This window comes from Pseudomonas sp. BN417 (assembly GCF_029871205.1).
GTDB lineage: Bacteria > Pseudomonadota > Gammaproteobacteria > Pseudomonadales > Pseudomonadaceae > Metapseudomonas.
In genome coordinates, this window is record NZ_SSOJ01000138.1 from 31,738 (window position 1) to 47,709 (window position 15,972).

General features: G+C 64.3%; 17 protein-coding genes. 4 read left to right on the forward strand and 13 right to left on the reverse strand.

The annotated features are described in order from the left end of the window. Positions 1 to 383 precede the first annotated feature (383 nt). From pdxJ to rpoE, 11 genes are all read right to left on the reverse strand, one after another. On the reverse strand, positions 384 to 1,130 hold the full coding sequence (gene pdxJ / locus E8F11_RS17990; RefSeq protein ID WP_280290193.1) for a pyridoxine 5'-phosphate synthase: 747 nt from the start codon (positions 1,128 to 1,130) through the stop codon (positions 384 to 386). Further along, positions 1,123 to 1,821: a DNA repair protein RecO gene (recO, locus tag E8F11_RS17995; protein WP_280290194.1), complete on the reverse strand. Its 699-nt coding sequence runs from the start codon at positions 1,819 to 1,821 to the stop codon at positions 1,123 to 1,125. The genes pdxJ and recO overlap by 8 nt, the downstream gene beginning before the upstream one ends. Positions 1,822 to 1,829: 8 nt before the next feature. After that, the gene (gene era, locus E8F11_RS18000) at positions 1,830 to 2,732 is read right to left on the reverse strand and encodes a GTPase Era (RefSeq protein ID WP_280290195.1); all 903 of its coding nucleotides are present in this window, start codon (positions 2,730 to 2,732) and stop codon (positions 1,830 to 1,832) included. Then, complete coding sequence (gene rnc, locus E8F11_RS18005) at positions 2,725 to 3,414, reverse strand: ribonuclease III (protein WP_280290196.1); 690 nt, start codon at positions 3,412 to 3,414, stop codon at positions 2,725 to 2,727. Before rnc ends, era begins: the two co-directional genes overlap by 8 nt. Beyond that, positions 3,411 to 3,788 carry a DUF4845 domain-containing protein gene (locus E8F11_RS18010; RefSeq protein ID WP_280290197.1) on the reverse strand — a complete coding sequence of 126 codons (378 nt, stop codon included), beginning with the start codon at positions 3,786 to 3,788 and terminating at the stop codon, positions 3,411 to 3,413. Before E8F11_RS18010 ends, rnc begins: the two co-directional genes overlap by 4 nt. Positions 3,789 to 3,902: 114 nt before the next feature. After that, positions 3,903 to 4,757 carry a signal peptidase I gene (lepB, locus tag E8F11_RS18015; RefSeq protein WP_280290198.1) on the reverse strand — a complete coding sequence of 285 codons (855 nt, stop codon included), beginning with the start codon at positions 4,755 to 4,757 and terminating at the stop codon, positions 3,903 to 3,905. A gap of 5 nt (positions 4,758 to 4,762) precedes the next feature. Further along, complete coding sequence (gene lepA / locus E8F11_RS18020) at positions 4,763 to 6,562, reverse strand: translation elongation factor 4 (RefSeq protein ID WP_280290199.1); 1,800 nt, start codon at positions 6,560 to 6,562, stop codon at positions 4,763 to 4,765. A 151-nt stretch (positions 6,563 to 6,713) separates the two neighbouring features. Beyond that, positions 6,714 to 8,138, reverse strand: coding sequence for a DegQ family serine endoprotease (locus E8F11_RS18025; RefSeq protein ID WP_280290200.1), 1,425 nt, complete (start codon positions 8,136 to 8,138; stop codon positions 6,714 to 6,716). Positions 8,139 to 8,330: 192 nt separating this feature from the next. After that, positions 8,331 to 9,281 (reverse strand): MucB/RseB C-terminal domain-containing protein, encoded by a 951-nt coding sequence (locus tag E8F11_RS18030; RefSeq protein ID WP_280290201.1) that lies wholly within the window; start codon positions 9,279 to 9,281, stop codon positions 8,331 to 8,333. 8 nt (positions 9,282 to 9,289) lie between these two features. Next, complete coding sequence (locus E8F11_RS18035) at positions 9,290 to 9,880, reverse strand: RseA family anti-sigma factor (protein ID WP_280290202.1); 591 nt, start codon at positions 9,878 to 9,880, stop codon at positions 9,290 to 9,292. 31 nt (positions 9,881 to 9,911) lie between these two features. Further along, on the reverse strand, positions 9,912 to 10,493 hold the full coding sequence (gene rpoE, locus E8F11_RS18040; protein ID WP_003455239.1) for an RNA polymerase sigma factor RpoE: 582 nt from the start codon (positions 10,491 to 10,493) through the stop codon (positions 9,912 to 9,914). Between the two features lie 384 nt (positions 10,494 to 10,877). On the opposite strand from rpoE, the gene nadB reads away from it, so the two are divergent. Then, positions 10,878 to 12,494 carry an L-aspartate oxidase gene (gene nadB, locus E8F11_RS18045; RefSeq protein ID WP_280290203.1) on the forward strand — a complete coding sequence of 539 codons (1,617 nt, stop codon included), beginning with the start codon at positions 10,878 to 10,880 and terminating at the stop codon, positions 12,492 to 12,494. Here the strand turns inward: nadB and E8F11_RS18050 are convergent. Continuing rightward, complete coding sequence (locus E8F11_RS18050) at positions 12,463 to 12,915, reverse strand: protein YgfX (RefSeq protein ID WP_280290204.1); 453 nt, start codon at positions 12,913 to 12,915, stop codon at positions 12,463 to 12,465. The genes nadB and E8F11_RS18050 overlap by 32 nt on opposite strands. Next, entirely contained in the window at positions 12,899 to 13,153 is a 255-nt protein-coding gene (locus E8F11_RS18055) for a succinate dehydrogenase assembly factor 2 (RefSeq protein WP_280290205.1), read from the reverse strand. The genes E8F11_RS18050 and E8F11_RS18055 overlap by 17 nt, the downstream gene beginning before the upstream one ends. A gap of 119 nt (positions 13,154 to 13,272) precedes the next feature. On the opposite strand from E8F11_RS18055, the gene E8F11_RS18060 reads away from it, so the two are divergent. The 3 genes from E8F11_RS18060 to E8F11_RS18070 all read left to right on the forward strand — a co-directional run bounded on the left by E8F11_RS18060 (position 13,273) and on the right by E8F11_RS18070 (position 15,911). Further along, positions 13,273 to 14,220, forward strand: coding sequence for a folate-binding protein (locus E8F11_RS18060; protein ID WP_280290206.1), 948 nt, complete (start codon positions 13,273 to 13,275; stop codon positions 14,218 to 14,220). Between the two features lie 31 nt (positions 14,221 to 14,251). Beyond that, complete coding sequence (locus E8F11_RS18065; RefSeq protein WP_280290207.1) at positions 14,252 to 15,088, forward strand: HDOD domain-containing protein; 837 nt, start codon at positions 14,252 to 14,254, stop codon at positions 15,086 to 15,088. Positions 15,089 to 15,155: 67 nt separating this feature from the next. Then, positions 15,156 to 15,911 (forward strand): transporter substrate-binding domain-containing protein, encoded by a 756-nt coding sequence (locus tag E8F11_RS18070; protein WP_280290208.1) that lies wholly within the window; start codon positions 15,156 to 15,158, stop codon positions 15,909 to 15,911. Positions 15,912 to 15,972 lie beyond the last annotated feature (61 nt).

Here is a 15,972-nt window from a genome sequence, read left to right on the forward strand (position 1 = left end):
GAGCGGCATGGATGCCGCGAGAGGCGTGTGGGGCCATGGATGGCCCCTCACGCCGTGCCCCCGGAGCAACGATGGAGCGAGGGGACCCCGGCGAAGCCGGGGCCGGATGCAGGGGCAAGTTTTTTGGTTCCTTTTCAACGATTGGAAAAGGGACTCGCCTGGGAAGGCGAAACCGGGACTCGCAGGCCACTCGATAAGCAACTCAGCTCAGGACGTTCTAGCAACACTGAATGCAGACATAGCCAATTCATTCGCGAATCAGACGCGATCTCCGACCGCACCCTACAAGGGACCAGGCGACGAAGAAATGCCTCCGCCCGCCTCAGCGAGAATCAGCTTCAGCCACCCCTCCCCGAGGGAGAGGGGTGGTTCGAGCGCAGGAATCAGCCCCGCGCAGCCGCCCCGATGATCAGCTGCTTCATCTCCACCACCGCCTGCTTGAAGCCGACGAAGAGCGCATGGGCCACCAGGGCGTGGCCGATGTTCAGCTCGTTGATGCCCGGAATCGCAGCCACCGGCTCGACGTTGTGGTAGTGCAGGCCGTGGCCGGCGTTGACGATCAGGCCCAGCTTGAGACCAAGGGCGACGCCATCCTGGATGCGCTGCAGCTCGCGGGCCGCTTCTTCCGGTGTATGGGCATCGGCGTAGCGGCCGGTGTGCAGTTCGATGGCCGGAGCGCCGACGCGATGGGACGCCTCGATTTGCGCGGCATCGGCATCGATGAACAGCGAAACTTCGCTGCCCACCTTGGCCAGGCGTTCCACGGCCGCCCTGATACGGGCTTCCTGGCCGGCAACGTCGAGGCCGCCTTCAGTGGTCAGTTCCTGGCGGGTTTCCGGTACCAGGCAGACGTGCGCCGGACGGATTTCCTCGGCGAACGCCATCATCTCCTCGGTAACGCCCATCTCGAAGTTCATCCGCGTCTGCAGCACGTCCTTGAGCAGGCGCACGTCGCGTTCCTGGATGTGCCGGCGGTCTTCGCGCAGATGCACGGTGATGCCGTCGGCGCCGGCCTCTTCGGCGTCCAGGGCTGCCTTGACCGGGTCAGGGTAGCGGGTGCCGCGGGCCTGGCGGAGGGTGGCGACGTGGTCGATGTTGACGCCGAGAAGTACGCGGTTGGCTTCAGTCACGGGGAGGTTCCTTGATCGTCATGAATAGCTCGCGGCTGACCAGAGGCCGGCCGCCCAGGTGAGGTGCCAGGGCCTGGCGCATCAGCCGCTTGGCCGCGCCGAGGGCGCCGGGGGCGTCCCAGTCGGCTTCAGCCAGGGCGAGGAGTTCGCGGCCCCGGAACAGGCCGGGCTGCAGTTGGCCCACCGGCTCCAGCCCGGCATCGGGCAGCAGCCGGTAGATGCCATCGGCGGCGATGGGCTGCCCGGCCAGGTCCGTATCCAGGGCGAAACCATAGCCCAGCTCATCCAGCAGGCGCCATTCGAAGGCGCGCAGCAGGGGCTCCAGCGGACGATGGGCGGCCAGGGCCTGGAGGGTCGCGGCATAGTGCTCGAAGAGCGCGGGCTGCGGGTCTTCGGCCGGCAGCAGGCGGACCAGCAGTTCGTTGAGGTAGAGGCCGCTGAACAGGGCGTCGCCGGCCAGCAGGTTGGGGATGCCGGCGCTGTCCAGGCGGCCGACGTTCTTCAGCTCGCCGCGGCCGCGGAACTCGGCCTCCAGCGGCAGGAACGGCCGCGCCAGGGTGCCGGCCTTGCCGCGGGCACCGCGCAGCACGGCGCGCAGGCGGCCTTCAGGGGTGAAGAAGTCGACCAGCGCGCTGCTTTCCCGATAGGCCCTGCTGTGCAGGACGAAGGCCGGTAGCGCCGCGCTGTGCATGGAGAGGCTCAGAGGTCGTTGTAGCCCAGGGAACGCAGGGCACGCTCGTCATCGGACCAGCCGCCCTTCACTTTCACCCAGAGGTTGAGCATGACTTTGGAGTCGAACAGCACTTCCATGTCCTTGCGCGCGTCCTGGCCGATACGTTTGATGCGCTCGCCGCTGTCGCCGATGATGATTTTCTTCTGACCGTCGCGTTCCACCAGGATCAGCGCGTGGATATGCAGGACACGGCCTTCCTGCTTGAACTCTTCGATCTCCACGGTGATCTGGTACGGCAGTTCCGCGCCCAGCTGGCGCATGATCTTCTCGCGCACCAGCTCGGCGGCGAGGAAGCGGCTGCTGCGGTCGGTGATCTGATCTTCCGGGAAGAAATGGTCGCCTTCCGGCAGGCGCTCAGCCACCAGGCGCTCCAGGGTGTCCAGGTTGTGGCCCTGGAGGGCGGAGATCGGCACCAGCTCGGCGTTCGGCAGTTGTTCCTGAAGCCAGGACAGGTGCGGGATCAGGTCGCCCTTCTCGTCCATGCGGTCGGTCTTGTTCACCGCGAGCAGCACCGGACCCTGCACGTACTGCACACGCTCCAGCACCAGCTGGTCTTCCTCGGTCCAGCGGTCGCGGTCGACCACGAAGACCACCACATCCACGTCCTTCAGGGCCGCCGAGGCGCTGCGGTTCATGTAGCGGTTCAGCGCCTTGTCGCTCTTCTTGTGCAGGCCGGGGGTGTCGACGTAGATCGCCTGGACATTGCCCTCGGTCTTGATGCCGAGCATGTTGTGGCGGGTGGTCTGCGGCTTGCGCGAGGTGATCGCCAGCTTTTGCCCGAGGATGTGGTTGAGCAGCGTGGACTTGCCCACGTTGGGGCGGCCGACGATGGCGACGTAGCCGCAGCGGGGGGTATCGAAATCAGTCATTACCGTTCTCCACGCCGAGGGCAACCAGGGCGGCGGCCGCGGCCACCTGTTCGGCGATACGGCGGCTGGCGCCCTGGCCCTGGGTCTTGTCATTCAGCAGGGTGACCTGGCACTCGACGAAGAACGTACGGCAGTGCGGTTCACCCTGGATATCCACCACTTCATAGCGTGGCAGTTCACAGGCCCGGGACTGCAGGAACTCCTGCAGCCGGGTCTTCGGATCCTTGTTGGTATCCACCAGGGTCAGGCCTTCGAGCTCGTTGGCCAACCAGGCGAGGACGCGCTCGCGGGCAGCGTCCATGCCGGAATCCAGGTAGATGGCGCCAATCAACGCTTCCAGCGCGTCGGCGAGTATCGACTCGCGGCGGAAACCGCCGCTCTTCAGCTCGCCCGAGCCCAGGCGCAGGTACTCGCCCAACTCGAAACCACGGGCCAACAGGGCCAGGGTCTCGCCCTTCACCAGCCGCGCGCGCAGCCGTGACAGCTGGCCCTCGCGGGCCTGGGGAAAGCGTTCGAACAGCGCCTCGCCGGCGACGAAGTTGAGGATGGCATCGCCGAGGAATTCGAGACGCTCGTTGTTACGCCCCGCGTAACTGCGGTGGGTCAGGGCCAGGGTCATCAGACCCTGGTCCTTGAAGGTATAGCCGAGCTTACGCTCGAGACGGCTGAGAGATACGCTCACTGGGCTCGCACACGGAATTCTTTGTCGAAGCGCACCACCAGATCGAGGTTCTCGACCAGGGGTTCGCGTTTTTCATACTGGAGGTGGGCCAGGAACTCGTTGTTTTCCAGGGTCACCTTCAGCGCCTTGTCCAGGTCCAGGTCGCGGATACCGTTGACCTGCATGCCCTTGCTGACATGGCTGTAGAAGTCGGGAATGGTCCTGATCTCCAGGGCCTTCTCGGTTTCCACCGAACTGATGATCTTCTCCAGGGAGAAGAAGTCGAGGTAATGCGGGATGACCTTGAAGGCGGTGCTGGCCAGGAAAGCCACTACGGCCAGGACCAGCAGCCAGCCCAGAACCGACATACCCTTCTGCTTACGCGCGAACGTCATGATCGACCTCAATGTCTGTATTTTTTGGAGGCCGAATGGCCCGCAAGCAAGACTATATGGCGTCTGCGGCGCTGTCATGAACAACGCCGCAAAACCACGATGGCAAGCGGGCTATCAGTGAATGAGGCCCACTCGGGAGAAGTTCGGCATGTTGCGCAGCTTCGGATCGGGCCAGCTCATCCAGACGGCGAAGGCCTTACCGACGATATTGCGGTCCGGAACCATGCCCAGCAGGCCCTTCGGAATACGGGGGTCGTTCCAGTAGCGGCTGTCGTTGGAGTTGTCCCGGTTGTCGCCCATCATGAAGTAGTGCCCTTGCGGCACCACCCACTCGCGGCCCGGCTCCATGCGGTAACGCTTCATTTCCTTGCGGATCAGGTGTTCGGCTGCGCCCAGTTTCTCTTCGTAGAGCATGGCGCTGCCCAGGGTGCCCGGCTCCTCGCCCAGCAGCTTCTCCGCCACCGGCTGGCCGTTGATGGTCAGGTGCTTGCCGCTGCTGTAGGCGATGCGGTCGCCCGGCAGGCCGATCACACGCTTGATGTAGTTGATGTTCGGGTCGCTGGGGTAGCGGAACACCATGACATCGCCGCGTTGTGGGTCACCCACCTCGATTACCTTGTTGTCCAGCACGGGCAGGCGAATGCCGTAGGCGAACTTGTTGACCAGGATGAAATCGCCGACTTCCAGCGTGGGCTTCATCGAGCCGGACGGGATCTGGAAGGGCTCGACCAGGAAGGAACGCAGCACCAGGACGATGGCAAGCACCGGGAAGAAGGACTTCCCGTACTCAATCAGCAGCGGTTCCTTGTTCAGCCGGTCGACTACCTCCGGATCGGGCTCGCCGACCTGCCCCTCGTAGGTGGCGATCGCGGAACGCCGGCGCGGGGCCAGCAGAACCAGGTCGACGAGGGCGAGCACGCCGCAAACTGCCACGGCGATAACCAACAACAGCGGGAAATTGATCGACATAGACCCTAGCTATCCACTTTGAGCACAGCGAGGAAGGCTTCCTGCGGGATTTCCACGCTGCCGACCTGCTTCATCCTTTTCTTACCGGCCTTCTGCTTCTCCAGCAGTTTTTTCTTACGGCTGACGTCGCCGCCGTAGCACTTGGCCAGAACGTTCTTCCTGAGCGCTTTCACGGTAGTACGTGCAACGATCTGTCCACCGATCGCCGCCTGAATCGCCACGTCGAACATCTGCCGCGGGATCAGTTCCTTCATTTTCTCGGTCAACGCACGGCCCTTGTAGTGGGCCTGGTCGCGATGCACGATCAGCGCCAGGGCGTCAACCTTCTCGCCGTTGATCAGTACGTCCAGCTTCACCAGATTAGCCGGTTCGAAGCGGTCGAAGCTGTAGTCCAGCGACGCATAGCCACGACTTACCGACTTCAGGCGGTCGAAGAAGTCCAGCACCACCTCGTTCATCGGCAGGTCGTAGCAAACCTGAACCTGGCTGCTGAGGAACTGCATGTCGCGCTGGACGCCGCGTTTCTCGATGCACAGGGTGATGACGTTGCCCAGGTGCTCCTGGGGAACCAGGATATTGGCGCGCACGATGGGCTCGCGCATCTCGTCGATGGACGAGAGGTCGGGCAGCTTGGACGGGTTGTCGACGTATATCGTCTCACCATTCTTCTGCACGATCTCGAAGACCACGGTCGGGGCGGTGGTGATCAGGTCCAGGTCGTACTCGCGCTCCAGGCGCTCCTGGATGATTTCCATGTGCAGCATGCCGAGGAAGCCGATACGGAAGCCGAAGCCCAAGGCCTCGGAGCTCTCCGGTTCATACTGCAGGGCGGCGTCGTTCAGGGTCAGCTTCTGCAGGGCTTCGCGGAAGTCCTCGAAGTCATCGGAGCTGACCGGGAACAGCCCGGCGTAAACCTGCGGCTTGATGCGCTGGAAGCCCGGCAGCACGTCGACGTCAGGGGTGTTGGACAGAGTCAGGGTATCGCCCACGGGGGCGCCGTGGATGTCCTTGATGCCGGCGATGATGAAACCCACTTCGCCGGCCTTGAGGTCGGCCATCTCGGTGTGCTTCGGGGTGAACACGCCGACGCTGTCCACCTGGTGCAGCTTGCCGGTGGATTTGACCAGGATCTTGTCGCCCTTCTTCACCCGGCCGTGCTTCACGCGCACCAGCGAGACCACGCCCAGGTAGTTGTCGAACCAGGAGTCGATGATCAGCGCCTGCAGCGGCGCCTCGATCTCGCCTTCCGGCGGCGGGATGACCTTGACCAGTTGCTCCAGCACGTCGATCACACCCATGCCGCTCTTGGCGCTGCAGGGTACGGCGTCGGTGGCGTCGATGCCGATGATGTGCTCGATTTCGTCCTTGACCCGCTCCGGCTCGGCCTGGGGCAAGTCCATCTTGTTCAGCACCGGCATGACTTCCAGGCCCTGCTCGATGGCGGTGTAGCAGTTGGCCACGGACTGGGCTTCCACGCCCTGGCCGGCGTCCACCACCAGCAGCGCGCCTTCGCAGGCCGCCAGGGAGCGGCTGACTTCGTAGGTGAAGTCCACGTGGCCGGGGGTGTCGATGAAGTTCAACTGGTAGGTCTTACCGTCCTGCGACTTGTAGTGCAGGGTGACGCTGTGGGCCTTGATGGTGATGCCACGCTCGCGCTCCAGGTCCATGGAGTCCAGTACCTGGGCCTCCATCTCGCGGTCGGACAGGCCACCGCACATCTGAATGAAGCGGTCTGCCAGCGTCGACTTGCCATGGTCGATGTGGGCGATGATGGAGAAATTGCGGATATGACTCAGGTCACTCACGGATCAACACTCAAGAAAGCCGCGAGCAGGCTTGCTCGCCGAAAAATAGCGGGGGAGTTTACCTGATCGGCAGTGGACCCGTCACGTCCATGCAGCGGACGGCGGAAATGAAAAAGGGCGGCACCTGGCCGCCCTTTTCCCTGGAACCGCTTTATTCGGCCAGCTTGAAGGTAATGAAGCTGGCGCGCCCCTGACGCAGTACGCGCATGGATACCGAACGATTCTTCGGCAGGTCCTTGGCGATCTGGGTGAAGGTCTTGGCGGAACTGATGGCCTGGTTGTTCAGGTGGGTGATCACGTCACCCGGGCGAAGGCCCATCATGGCAGCCGGACCTTCCAGCACGTCCTTGATCACCACGCCGCCCTGGATATCCAGGCCCTTTTTCTGCTCGTCGGTCAGCTCGACCACGCTCACGCCGAGGCGATTGCTGCTGCGCTCGACGCCTGCGGCACCGGCTGCGGCCATTTCCTCGCCTTCCTCAGGCAGCGCGCCGATGGCCATGGTGAGAGTCTTGCGGGTTCCGCCGCGCACCACGTCCAGATCGATCTTGCTGCCCGGCTTGAGCGCGCCCACCAGGTGCGGCAGGTCGGCGGAAAGGACGATCGGCTGGCCGTTCATGCTGAGAATGACGTCGCCTACCTGCAGGCCGCCCTTGGCCGCCGGGCCGCCTTCCAGGACCTGGGCCACCAGGGCGCCGGCCGGCTTGTCCAGACCGAAGGATTCGGCCAGGTCCTTGTTCACTTCCTGAATCACCACGCCCAGCCAGCCGCGGCTGACCTTGCCTTCGGCCTTGAGCTGATCGGCAACGCTCATGGCGACGTCGATCGGGATGGCGAAGGACAGGCCCATGAAGCCGCCGGAACGGGTGAAGATCTGCGAATTGATGCCGATCACCTCGCCGTCCAGGTTGAACAGCGGGCCGCCGGAGTTACCCGGGTTGATCGCCACGTCCGTCTGGATGAACGGTACATAGTTCTCGTTCGGCAGGCTGCGGCCCTTGGCGCTGACGATACCGGCCGTCACCGAATGGTCGAAGCCGAAGGGCGAACCGATGGCCAGCACCCAGCTACCCACCTTGAGTTCGTCGGACTTGCCGATCTTCACGATCGGCAGATCCTTGCCCTCGACCTTGAGCAGGGCGACGTCGGTGCGCGGATCGGCGCCGATCAGCTTGGCTTCGAGCTCGCTGCGGTCGGACAGGCGCACGATGATTTCATCGGCATCGGCCACCACGTGGTTGTTGGTCAGGACGTAGCCATCCTTGGAGATGATGAAGCCGGACCCGAGGGACTGGGCCTCGCGCTGGCGGCCGCCCTGGGGATTGCGCGGCACCGGCGGCATGTTGCGCTCGAAGAACTCGCGCAGCATGGGCGGCAGTCCTTCCAGGTCTGGCATCACCTGGGCACCGCCCGCACCACGCTGCGGCAGCTTCTGCCGGGTGCTGATATTGACCACCGCCGGGGACGCCTCTTCGACCAGGGGCGTGAAGTCCGGCAGATCGGCACGGGCCACAAGGGTTTGACCGAGCAGCAGCAAGGCTGCCACAGCGGTCATGCAGGATTTGAGGTTAAGCATCGACATACAGCTCCCGTCGCATAACGAGTGGTATGAACTCGCCGAGCCGCCCGGCCCGGCGAGCAAAACTGAAACACAAAAGCAAAAAGAGCCCGGAGCGTCAGCCCCAGGCTCGGTGGAACATCGTGAAAAAGACACGGCGGGAGCCTGGGCTCCCGCACCGGAAATCGCTTGAAGCTCCTGCAACGGGGATCATTGCGTCGCAGAAGCCTCCGCTGCGCGCATGGACAGAGCCACCCGTTCGGCGGTCCCCAGGGGAATCTCGCCGACCACGGTCACCATCACATCGCCATCTGCGGTGCTGACCCGCTTGGACACCATGACGGTGGGGCCCAGCTGGCTGCGCGCGTCTTCGACGACAGCGCCGTGCAGGGGCTCGAGGAATACGGAGAAACGCGCCAGGCCGTCGCTGTAGAGCAGGCTGGACACGGGGTCGGACGAAGCGGGACTGCGCCGCTCCAGTGCACTGGTCAGGCTGAAGCCCGGCGGCAGCCACTCGGAACGCCAGTGGGCCGGTTTGTCCTTCGGCGCTTCGCTGACGCGTACCGCCTTGCAGCTCTCGCCGGGCTGCAGCTTGCCGTCATCCAGGTCGCCGGCAGTGTCGATGCGGGTGAACTGGAAGCGCTCCAGCAACTGGCCCTTGTCGCTCAGCAGCAGCGACTTGAGCGGCAGGCCGGTGTCACGGTCCAGGTGTAGCTCGAAGCCATAGCGGTGCTGGTCGCGGGGGGTCAGGGTCAGCACCACGGCTGGCCGCCCCGCTACGCGGGACTCACCAGCCAGACGCAGGTCGTACCACTCGGCGAGCTGCTTGGCATCCAGGCGCCGGGCGGGCCAGACCTGGCCATCGGACATCTGGTCGGAAAGGGCGCCACTCACGCACTGGGTGCGGCCGTTGACACGCACCACCTCCTGCGCCGGACCATCGAGCTGCAACAGACGCTCGCGTACTTCGCCTCCCTGCTGGACCTGGTGCCAGACTTCGTGGGTGGAGAAGCTCCCATTTCGTTCGTAGACGAAAATTCCCTGGAAACTCTGGCGCTGCTCCGCGTCAGCGAGGCGCTGCAGCCAGTCCTGAGCGTCGGCGGCAAAGGCTGATTGGGTCAGCCAGCCGCCAAGCAAGATGAATACCGGTAGTGCGCGCATGTTCCTCCTCAGCGGCTCTCCAGACTGGCAGCGCGGGCATAGGGCAGTGCGCTGTCGCTACCGCTCATCGCGGCCTGTTGGGCATGTTGCCGCAGATAGGCCGGGAGGCGTTTTTCGTGCCAACCGGACGACGCCTGGGTCGGGCCGATCGGCTGCTGTGCCTGCTGGCCTTCTTCACTATAGCCGGCCAGGACAGCACCCTGCTGCGCCTGCGGCATCGTCATCGCCGGCTGTGTGGCTTGCTGCTGCGCCAGTTGCTGGGTACCCGCGACGTCGTCCTGATTGTACAGGCGCACACCGGCGAGCACGGCCACGGTCACCGAAGCGGCCACGGCCAGACGCCCAAGGGTACGCCACGGACCACGCACCACCTTGGCGGGCACGGATTCCTCGGCCAACGCAGCCGAAACGGCGGCGGCGATGTCGAGGCGCGGCTCCAGCAGCTCCTTGTGCATCACGGCGCGAGCGATCTGGTAACGCGACCAGGTAGCCCGCAATTCTTGATCTTCGCTGGCGGCGAGAACTCGACGCAGCTCCAGTTCGTCCGCCTCGTTATCCATCACCGCGGACAGCGATTCCTGCAAAGCTTCACGACTCATGGCGGTTCCCCTCTTGGCTGTCGCCGCTGTCTCAGGTTCCCTGCAACAAAGGTTGCAAGGCTTTATCGATGGCTTCCCGCGCCCTGAAGATGCGGGATCGCACAGTACCCACCGGACACTGCATCACACTCGCAATGTCTTCATAACTAAGACCATCGAACTCACGCAAAGTCAGCGCCGTGCGTAAATCTTCCGGCAGTTGCTGGATGCTCCGGTGCACCGTGGCCTCGATCTCGTCGCGTAGCAGGGCTCGCTCCGGCGACTCGATATCCTTGAGGGCGTGGTCGCCGTCATAAAACTCGGCGTCCTCAGCACTTACATCACTGTCCGGCGGACGTCTTCCACGTGCCACCAGATGGTTTTTCGCCGTATTGATGGCGATGCGGTACAGCCAGGTATAAAAGGCGCTGTCACCGCGGAAGTTGCCGAGTGCGCGGTAAGCCTTGATAAAGGCTTCCTGGGCTACATCCTGGGCTTCCTGGGCGTCGTGCACGAATCGCACGATCAGCCCGAGAATCTTGTGCTGGTACTTCAGCACCAGCAAATCGAAAGCCCGCTTGTCGCCCTGCTGCACCCGCTCGACCAGCTGCTGATCCTGTTCCTGGGTTAGCATGAACACTCCTCGTCGGTCTCGAAGGGGTGCTGCGCCAGCCAGTGGATCGGCCTGCCAAAATAGACTCGGGCGTTGCGCAAAAGTTCTCCCCTCCAAGCAAGCTTCCTGCAGATTGATCTTTTCTCATCTGCACGGAATGGCGCAGCATGGCCACGGGCCATGCTGCGCCGAATATAAGTCGCTTGATCTACAGGCATCCCGGTTGCACATTTCATGTGCATTCGTTGCGTCAATGTAAGCAAGCACCGTCTCTTCAAATGGGTGACCCTGAATGGAACCTGAAAGACTTAAAAAGTTCCCTGGCGCCACACATGGTCATAAGCGCGCTATTTTGCCGCCCACCCCGGCTATATACTAGCCGCCGCTTTTCTCGCGGGAACCGATATGAGCCAACATTTCCAGCAAGACGTATTGGTCATCGGCAGCGGCGCCGCCGGCCTGACCCTGGCCCTCACCCTGCCCTCGCACCTCAATATCGTGGTGCTGAGCAAGGCCGATCTCAGCAACGGTTCGACCTACTGGGCCCAAGGCGGCGTGGCCGCGGTGCTGGACGATACCGACACGGTCGATTCCCATGTCGAAGACACCCTGGTCGCCGGTGCCGGCCTGTGCCGCGAAGACGCCGTACGCTTCACCGTTGAGCATAGCCGCGCGTCCATCCAATGGCTGATCGACCAGGGCGTACCCTTCACCCGCGACGACGAGAACGCTCGCGAGGATGGCGGTTTCGAGTTCCATCTCACCCGCGAGGGCGGCCACAGCCACAGGCGCATCATCCATGCCGCCGACGCCACCGGCGCAGCCATCTTCAATACCCTGCTGGAACAGGCCAAGAAGCGGCCGAACATCCAGTTGCTGGAGCAACGCGTCGCCGTCGACCTGATCACCGAGCGCAAGCTCGGCCTGGAGGGCCAGCGCTGCCTGGGCGCCTATGTGCTCAACCGCAACAGCGGCGAAGTGGACACCTACCATGCGCGCTTCACCGTGCTCGCCTCCGGCGGCGCGGCCAAGGTCTACCTCTATACCAGCAATCCCGACAGCGCCTGCGGCGATGGCATTGCCATGGCCTGGCGCGCCGGCTGCCGGGTGGGCAACCTGGAGTTCAACCAGTTCCACCCGACCTGCCTCTATCATCCGCAGGCCAAGAGCTTCCTGATCACCGAAGCCGTTCGCGGCGAAGGCGGCCTGCTCAAGCTGCCCAACGGCGAGCGCTTCATGCAGCGCTTCCACCCGCGCGCCGAACTGGCCCCGCGGGATGTAGTGGCCCGCGCTATCGACCACGAGATGAAGCGCCTGGGCGTCGACTGCGTCTACCTCGACATCAGCCACAAGCCCGCCGAATTCGTGAAGAGCCACTTCCCCACCGTCTACGAGCGCTGCCTGGACTTCGGCATCGACATCACCCGCGAGCCGATACCGGTGGTCCCCGCGGCGCACTACACCTGCGGGGGCGTGGTGGTGGACCAGCATGGCCGTACCGACATTCCCGGCCTCTACGCCATTGGCGAAACCAGCTTCACCGGCCTGCACGGCGCCAACCGCATGGCCAGCAACTCCTTGCTGGAATGCTTCGTCTATGGCCGCTCGGCCGCGGAAGACATGGTCCGCCAACTGGACGAAGTGCCAATGCCGGCCGACCTGCCGACCTGGGACGCCAGCCAGGTGACCGATTCGGACGAGGACGTGATCATCGCCCACAACTGGGACGAGTTGCGGCGCTTCATGTGGGACTACGTCGGCATCGTCCGCACCAACAAGCGCCTGCAGCGCGCCCAGCACCGGGTGCGCCTGCTGCTCAGCGAGATCGACGAGTTCTACAGCAACTACAAGGTCAGCCGCGACCTGATCGAACTGCGCAACCTGGCACTGGTGGCAGAACTCATCATCCGCTCGGCCATGCAGCGCCGCGAAAGCCGCGGCCTGCACTACACACTGGACTACCCCGACCTGTTGCCGGAGGCCAAGGACACTATCCTGGCGCCGCCCACCTTCGGCGACTGAACCCCAGCCTCACCCGCAACCGGCGGTGCTGCTCGCGATCCAGGGCATCCGCCGGGATACACAGCCCCCGCCCCCACCACTGCCCCGGCAAGCGAAATCGCAGGATCACCGCGACCGGCAGCGCCATGCTGTCCGGCCGCAGCTGCACCGGCCGCCAGCCATCGGCGGCGCGCCAGAGCTGCCAGCCGTCCTCGTTCAGACGCAAACCGGTAAAGGCGCTGGGGGAATTCAGCAGGATCTGCCTGGGCAGGCACCAGGCGGCATGACCCAGACAGACCAGCACGCCGGCAATGCGCGCCCAGGGCGGCAGTTCGGCGAGCAGCAAGGCCAGGATGGCCAGGCACTGCAGGGTCAGGTAGAGGGCCAGCAGGCGCCGCGACGGGCGCCAGTGGCATTCGAAGGCGTTACTTGGGCTGGACACGATCCAGGATCATGCGAACCATGCGCAGCAGATCCGCATCCTCCGGCTCGCCACGCTGCATGAACCAGCCGAACAGGTCCTGGTCTTCGCACTCCAGCAGTTTGCGGTAGCGGGCCTGGTCTTCGGCGTCGAGGCTGGAGTAGACCTCCTTCACGAAGGGCACCAGGAGCACGTCCAGTTCGAGCATGCCGCGGCGGCTGTGCCAGAAGAGTCGATTGAGTTCAGTTGCGTCGGCCATCACAGCGCCTCCAGGGAAGAGGCGCGCATTATAACCACAGCCGCCTCCCCGGGCACCCGCTGACAAGCCACCGGCGGGACTCTATGATGGCGCCCCAGACTTTTTTCCAGCGATCCGCAATGGCCGACTCAGCATTCTTCTGTCCGCTCACCCATGAAGGCCTGCTCGCCGTCCGCGGCGTGGATGCCGCGAAGTTCCTCCAGGGCCAGCTGACCTGCAACCTCAGTTACCTGGACCAGGCCACCAGCAGCCTGGGCGCCCGCTGCACCCCCAAAGGGCGGATGATCTCCAGCTTTCGTATCCTGGCCGAAGGCGACGGCTTCCTCCTGGCGCTGTCCAGCGACCTGATCGACGCCCAGTTGGCCGACCTGAAAAAGTACGCCGTGTTCTCCAAGTCCAAATTGACCGACGAAAGCGCCGACTGGGCGCGCTTCGGCCTGAGCCGGGGCGATGGCGCCCTGCTCGCCCTGGGCCTGGATCTGCCGCAGACCGTCGACAGCGTCGCCCGCGAAGGTAACCTGATCGCCCTGCGCCTCTCCGATGGCCGTGCCGAACTCTGGGCACCCCAGGCCGAAGCTACCACGCTCCAGGCACGCCTCGCCGCGCAGTTGCCGCTGGCCGCGCTGGACGCCTGGCTGCTGGCCCAGGTCCGCGCCGGCATCGGCCAGGTCTTCGGCGCCACCCGTGAGCTGTTCATCCCGCAGATGATCAACCTCCAGGCCCTGGGCGGCGTCAGCTTCAAGAAGGGCTGCTACACCGGCCAGGAAATCGTCGCCCGCATGCAGTACCTGGGCAAACTCAAGCGCCGTCTCTACCGCCTGGCCCTGGCCGAAGGCGAGGTGCCCGAGGCCGGACTCGAACTCTTCTCCCCGGTACATCAGAGCTCGGTGGGCGAAGTGGTGCTGGCTGCCCCGGCAGATGGCGCTGGCGGTTGCGAGCTGCTCGCCGTCCTCCAGGAAGATGCTGTCACCGATGGCCGAATCCACCTGGGCGCCGCCGACGGCGCTGCCCTGAAGCTGCTCAGCCTGCCCTATACCCTGGACGCCGACCGCGAAATCCAACGCTAGCCCGCCCTTGCCGGCCCTGAAGAGAACTCCAATGAGCAAGCTTGCCGACAAAGTGCAACAGGAACTGATCCAGGCCATCGACAACGACGAACTGGTGCTGCCGACCCTGCCGGAGGTGGCGCTGCGCGTGCGCGAGACCGCCGAAGACCCGAACGCCAGCATCCAGGACCTGACCAAGGTAATCGGCAACGACGCGGCATTGACCGCTCGCATCATCAAGGTGGTGAACAGCCCGCTGCTGCGCACCAACAGGGAAATCACCGATCTGCAGATGGCCATCAGCCGCCTGGGCATCAACTACACCAGCAACCTGGCCACGGGCCTGGCCATGGAACAGATGTTCCAGGCCACCTCCGACGTGGTCGACCGCAAGATGCGCGAAGTGTGGAACAAGAGCACCGAAATCGCCGGCATCTGCCACGTACTCTGCCGCCACTACACCCGCCTGATGCCCGACCAGGCCACCCTGGCCGGCCTGGTGCACCAGATCGGCGTACTGCCCATCCTCACCTACGCCGAAGAACACAATGAGCTGTTGTCCGACTCCATCAGCCTCAACCACGTGATCGAGCGTATCCACCCCCTGGTCGGCGACCACATCCTGCGCGCCTGGGAGTTTCCGCAACCCATCGCCGCCGTACCCAGCCAGTACCTGGATTTCAGCCGCAACTCGGCCCGTCCCGACTACGTCGACATCGTCCAGGTCGCCACTCTGCAGAGCTACCTCGGCAGCGAGCACCCCTACACCCAGCTCGACTGGAGCCAGGTACCCGCCTTCGCCAAACTCGGCCTCGACCCGAATGTCGACATGCAGGCCGACGAAGACCTCTCCGCCGCGATGGACGCGGCCATGAGCATGCTCCAGTAATTACCACGCGCACTCCGCCTTCCAGCGCTAGACTCAGTCATCCCCCGATGTCGCTGGAAGGATCCGGATGCGCGCATTGCTGCTCACACTCTGCCTCCTCTGCTGCAGCCTGGCCGCTGCGGAGGAAGTGCGTCTGACCAACGGTGAATGGGCGCCTTACCTGGGCGCCAGCTTGCCGCACCAGGGCGTGGCCTCGCGCATTGTGGAAGAAGCCTTCGCCCTCGAAGGCGTAAAGGTTCGCTGGGAGTTCTATCCCTGGGCGCGCTCGCTGCACCTGGCCGAGCGCGGCGAGCGTGCCGGCACCGCCGTCTGGCTGCGCAGCCCCGAGCGAGACAAGCTTTTCCATGTCAGCGACCCGGTGATCGAGACCGCCTACTACCTGTTTCATCGCAAGGATCGCCCCTTCGACTGGAAGCAGGTTTCCGACCTCCAGCGCCTGCGTCTGGGCGGCGCCATCGGCTACGACTACGGGGCCGCCTTCCAGCAGGCCGAGCAGCAGCGAAGCCTGAAGGTGCAGCGTCTGAGCAACGAGGAGCAAGGCTTGCGCATGGTGCTGGCCGGCCGGCTGGACGCCTTCCCCATGGACAAGGTGGTGGCCTTCGCCCTGCTAAACGACCAGTTCAGCTCCGCCGAGCGCGCCCAGCTGAGCTTCCACCCCCTGCCCCTGCGCAGCGACAGCCTGCACCTGATGCTGTCCCGCGAGGTGCCCGGCAATGCCGCGCTGATCGCACGCTTCAACCAGGGCCTGGCCCTGCTGCGGGAAAGCGGCAAGGTTGCCCAGTACCTGATGGAAGTGCAGCAGCAGTTGAGCCTCGCACCCTGACCCGAGAGGCGCCTGTGGGAGCGATTTCAATCGCGATTGGGCAGCGAAGCTGACGCATGGG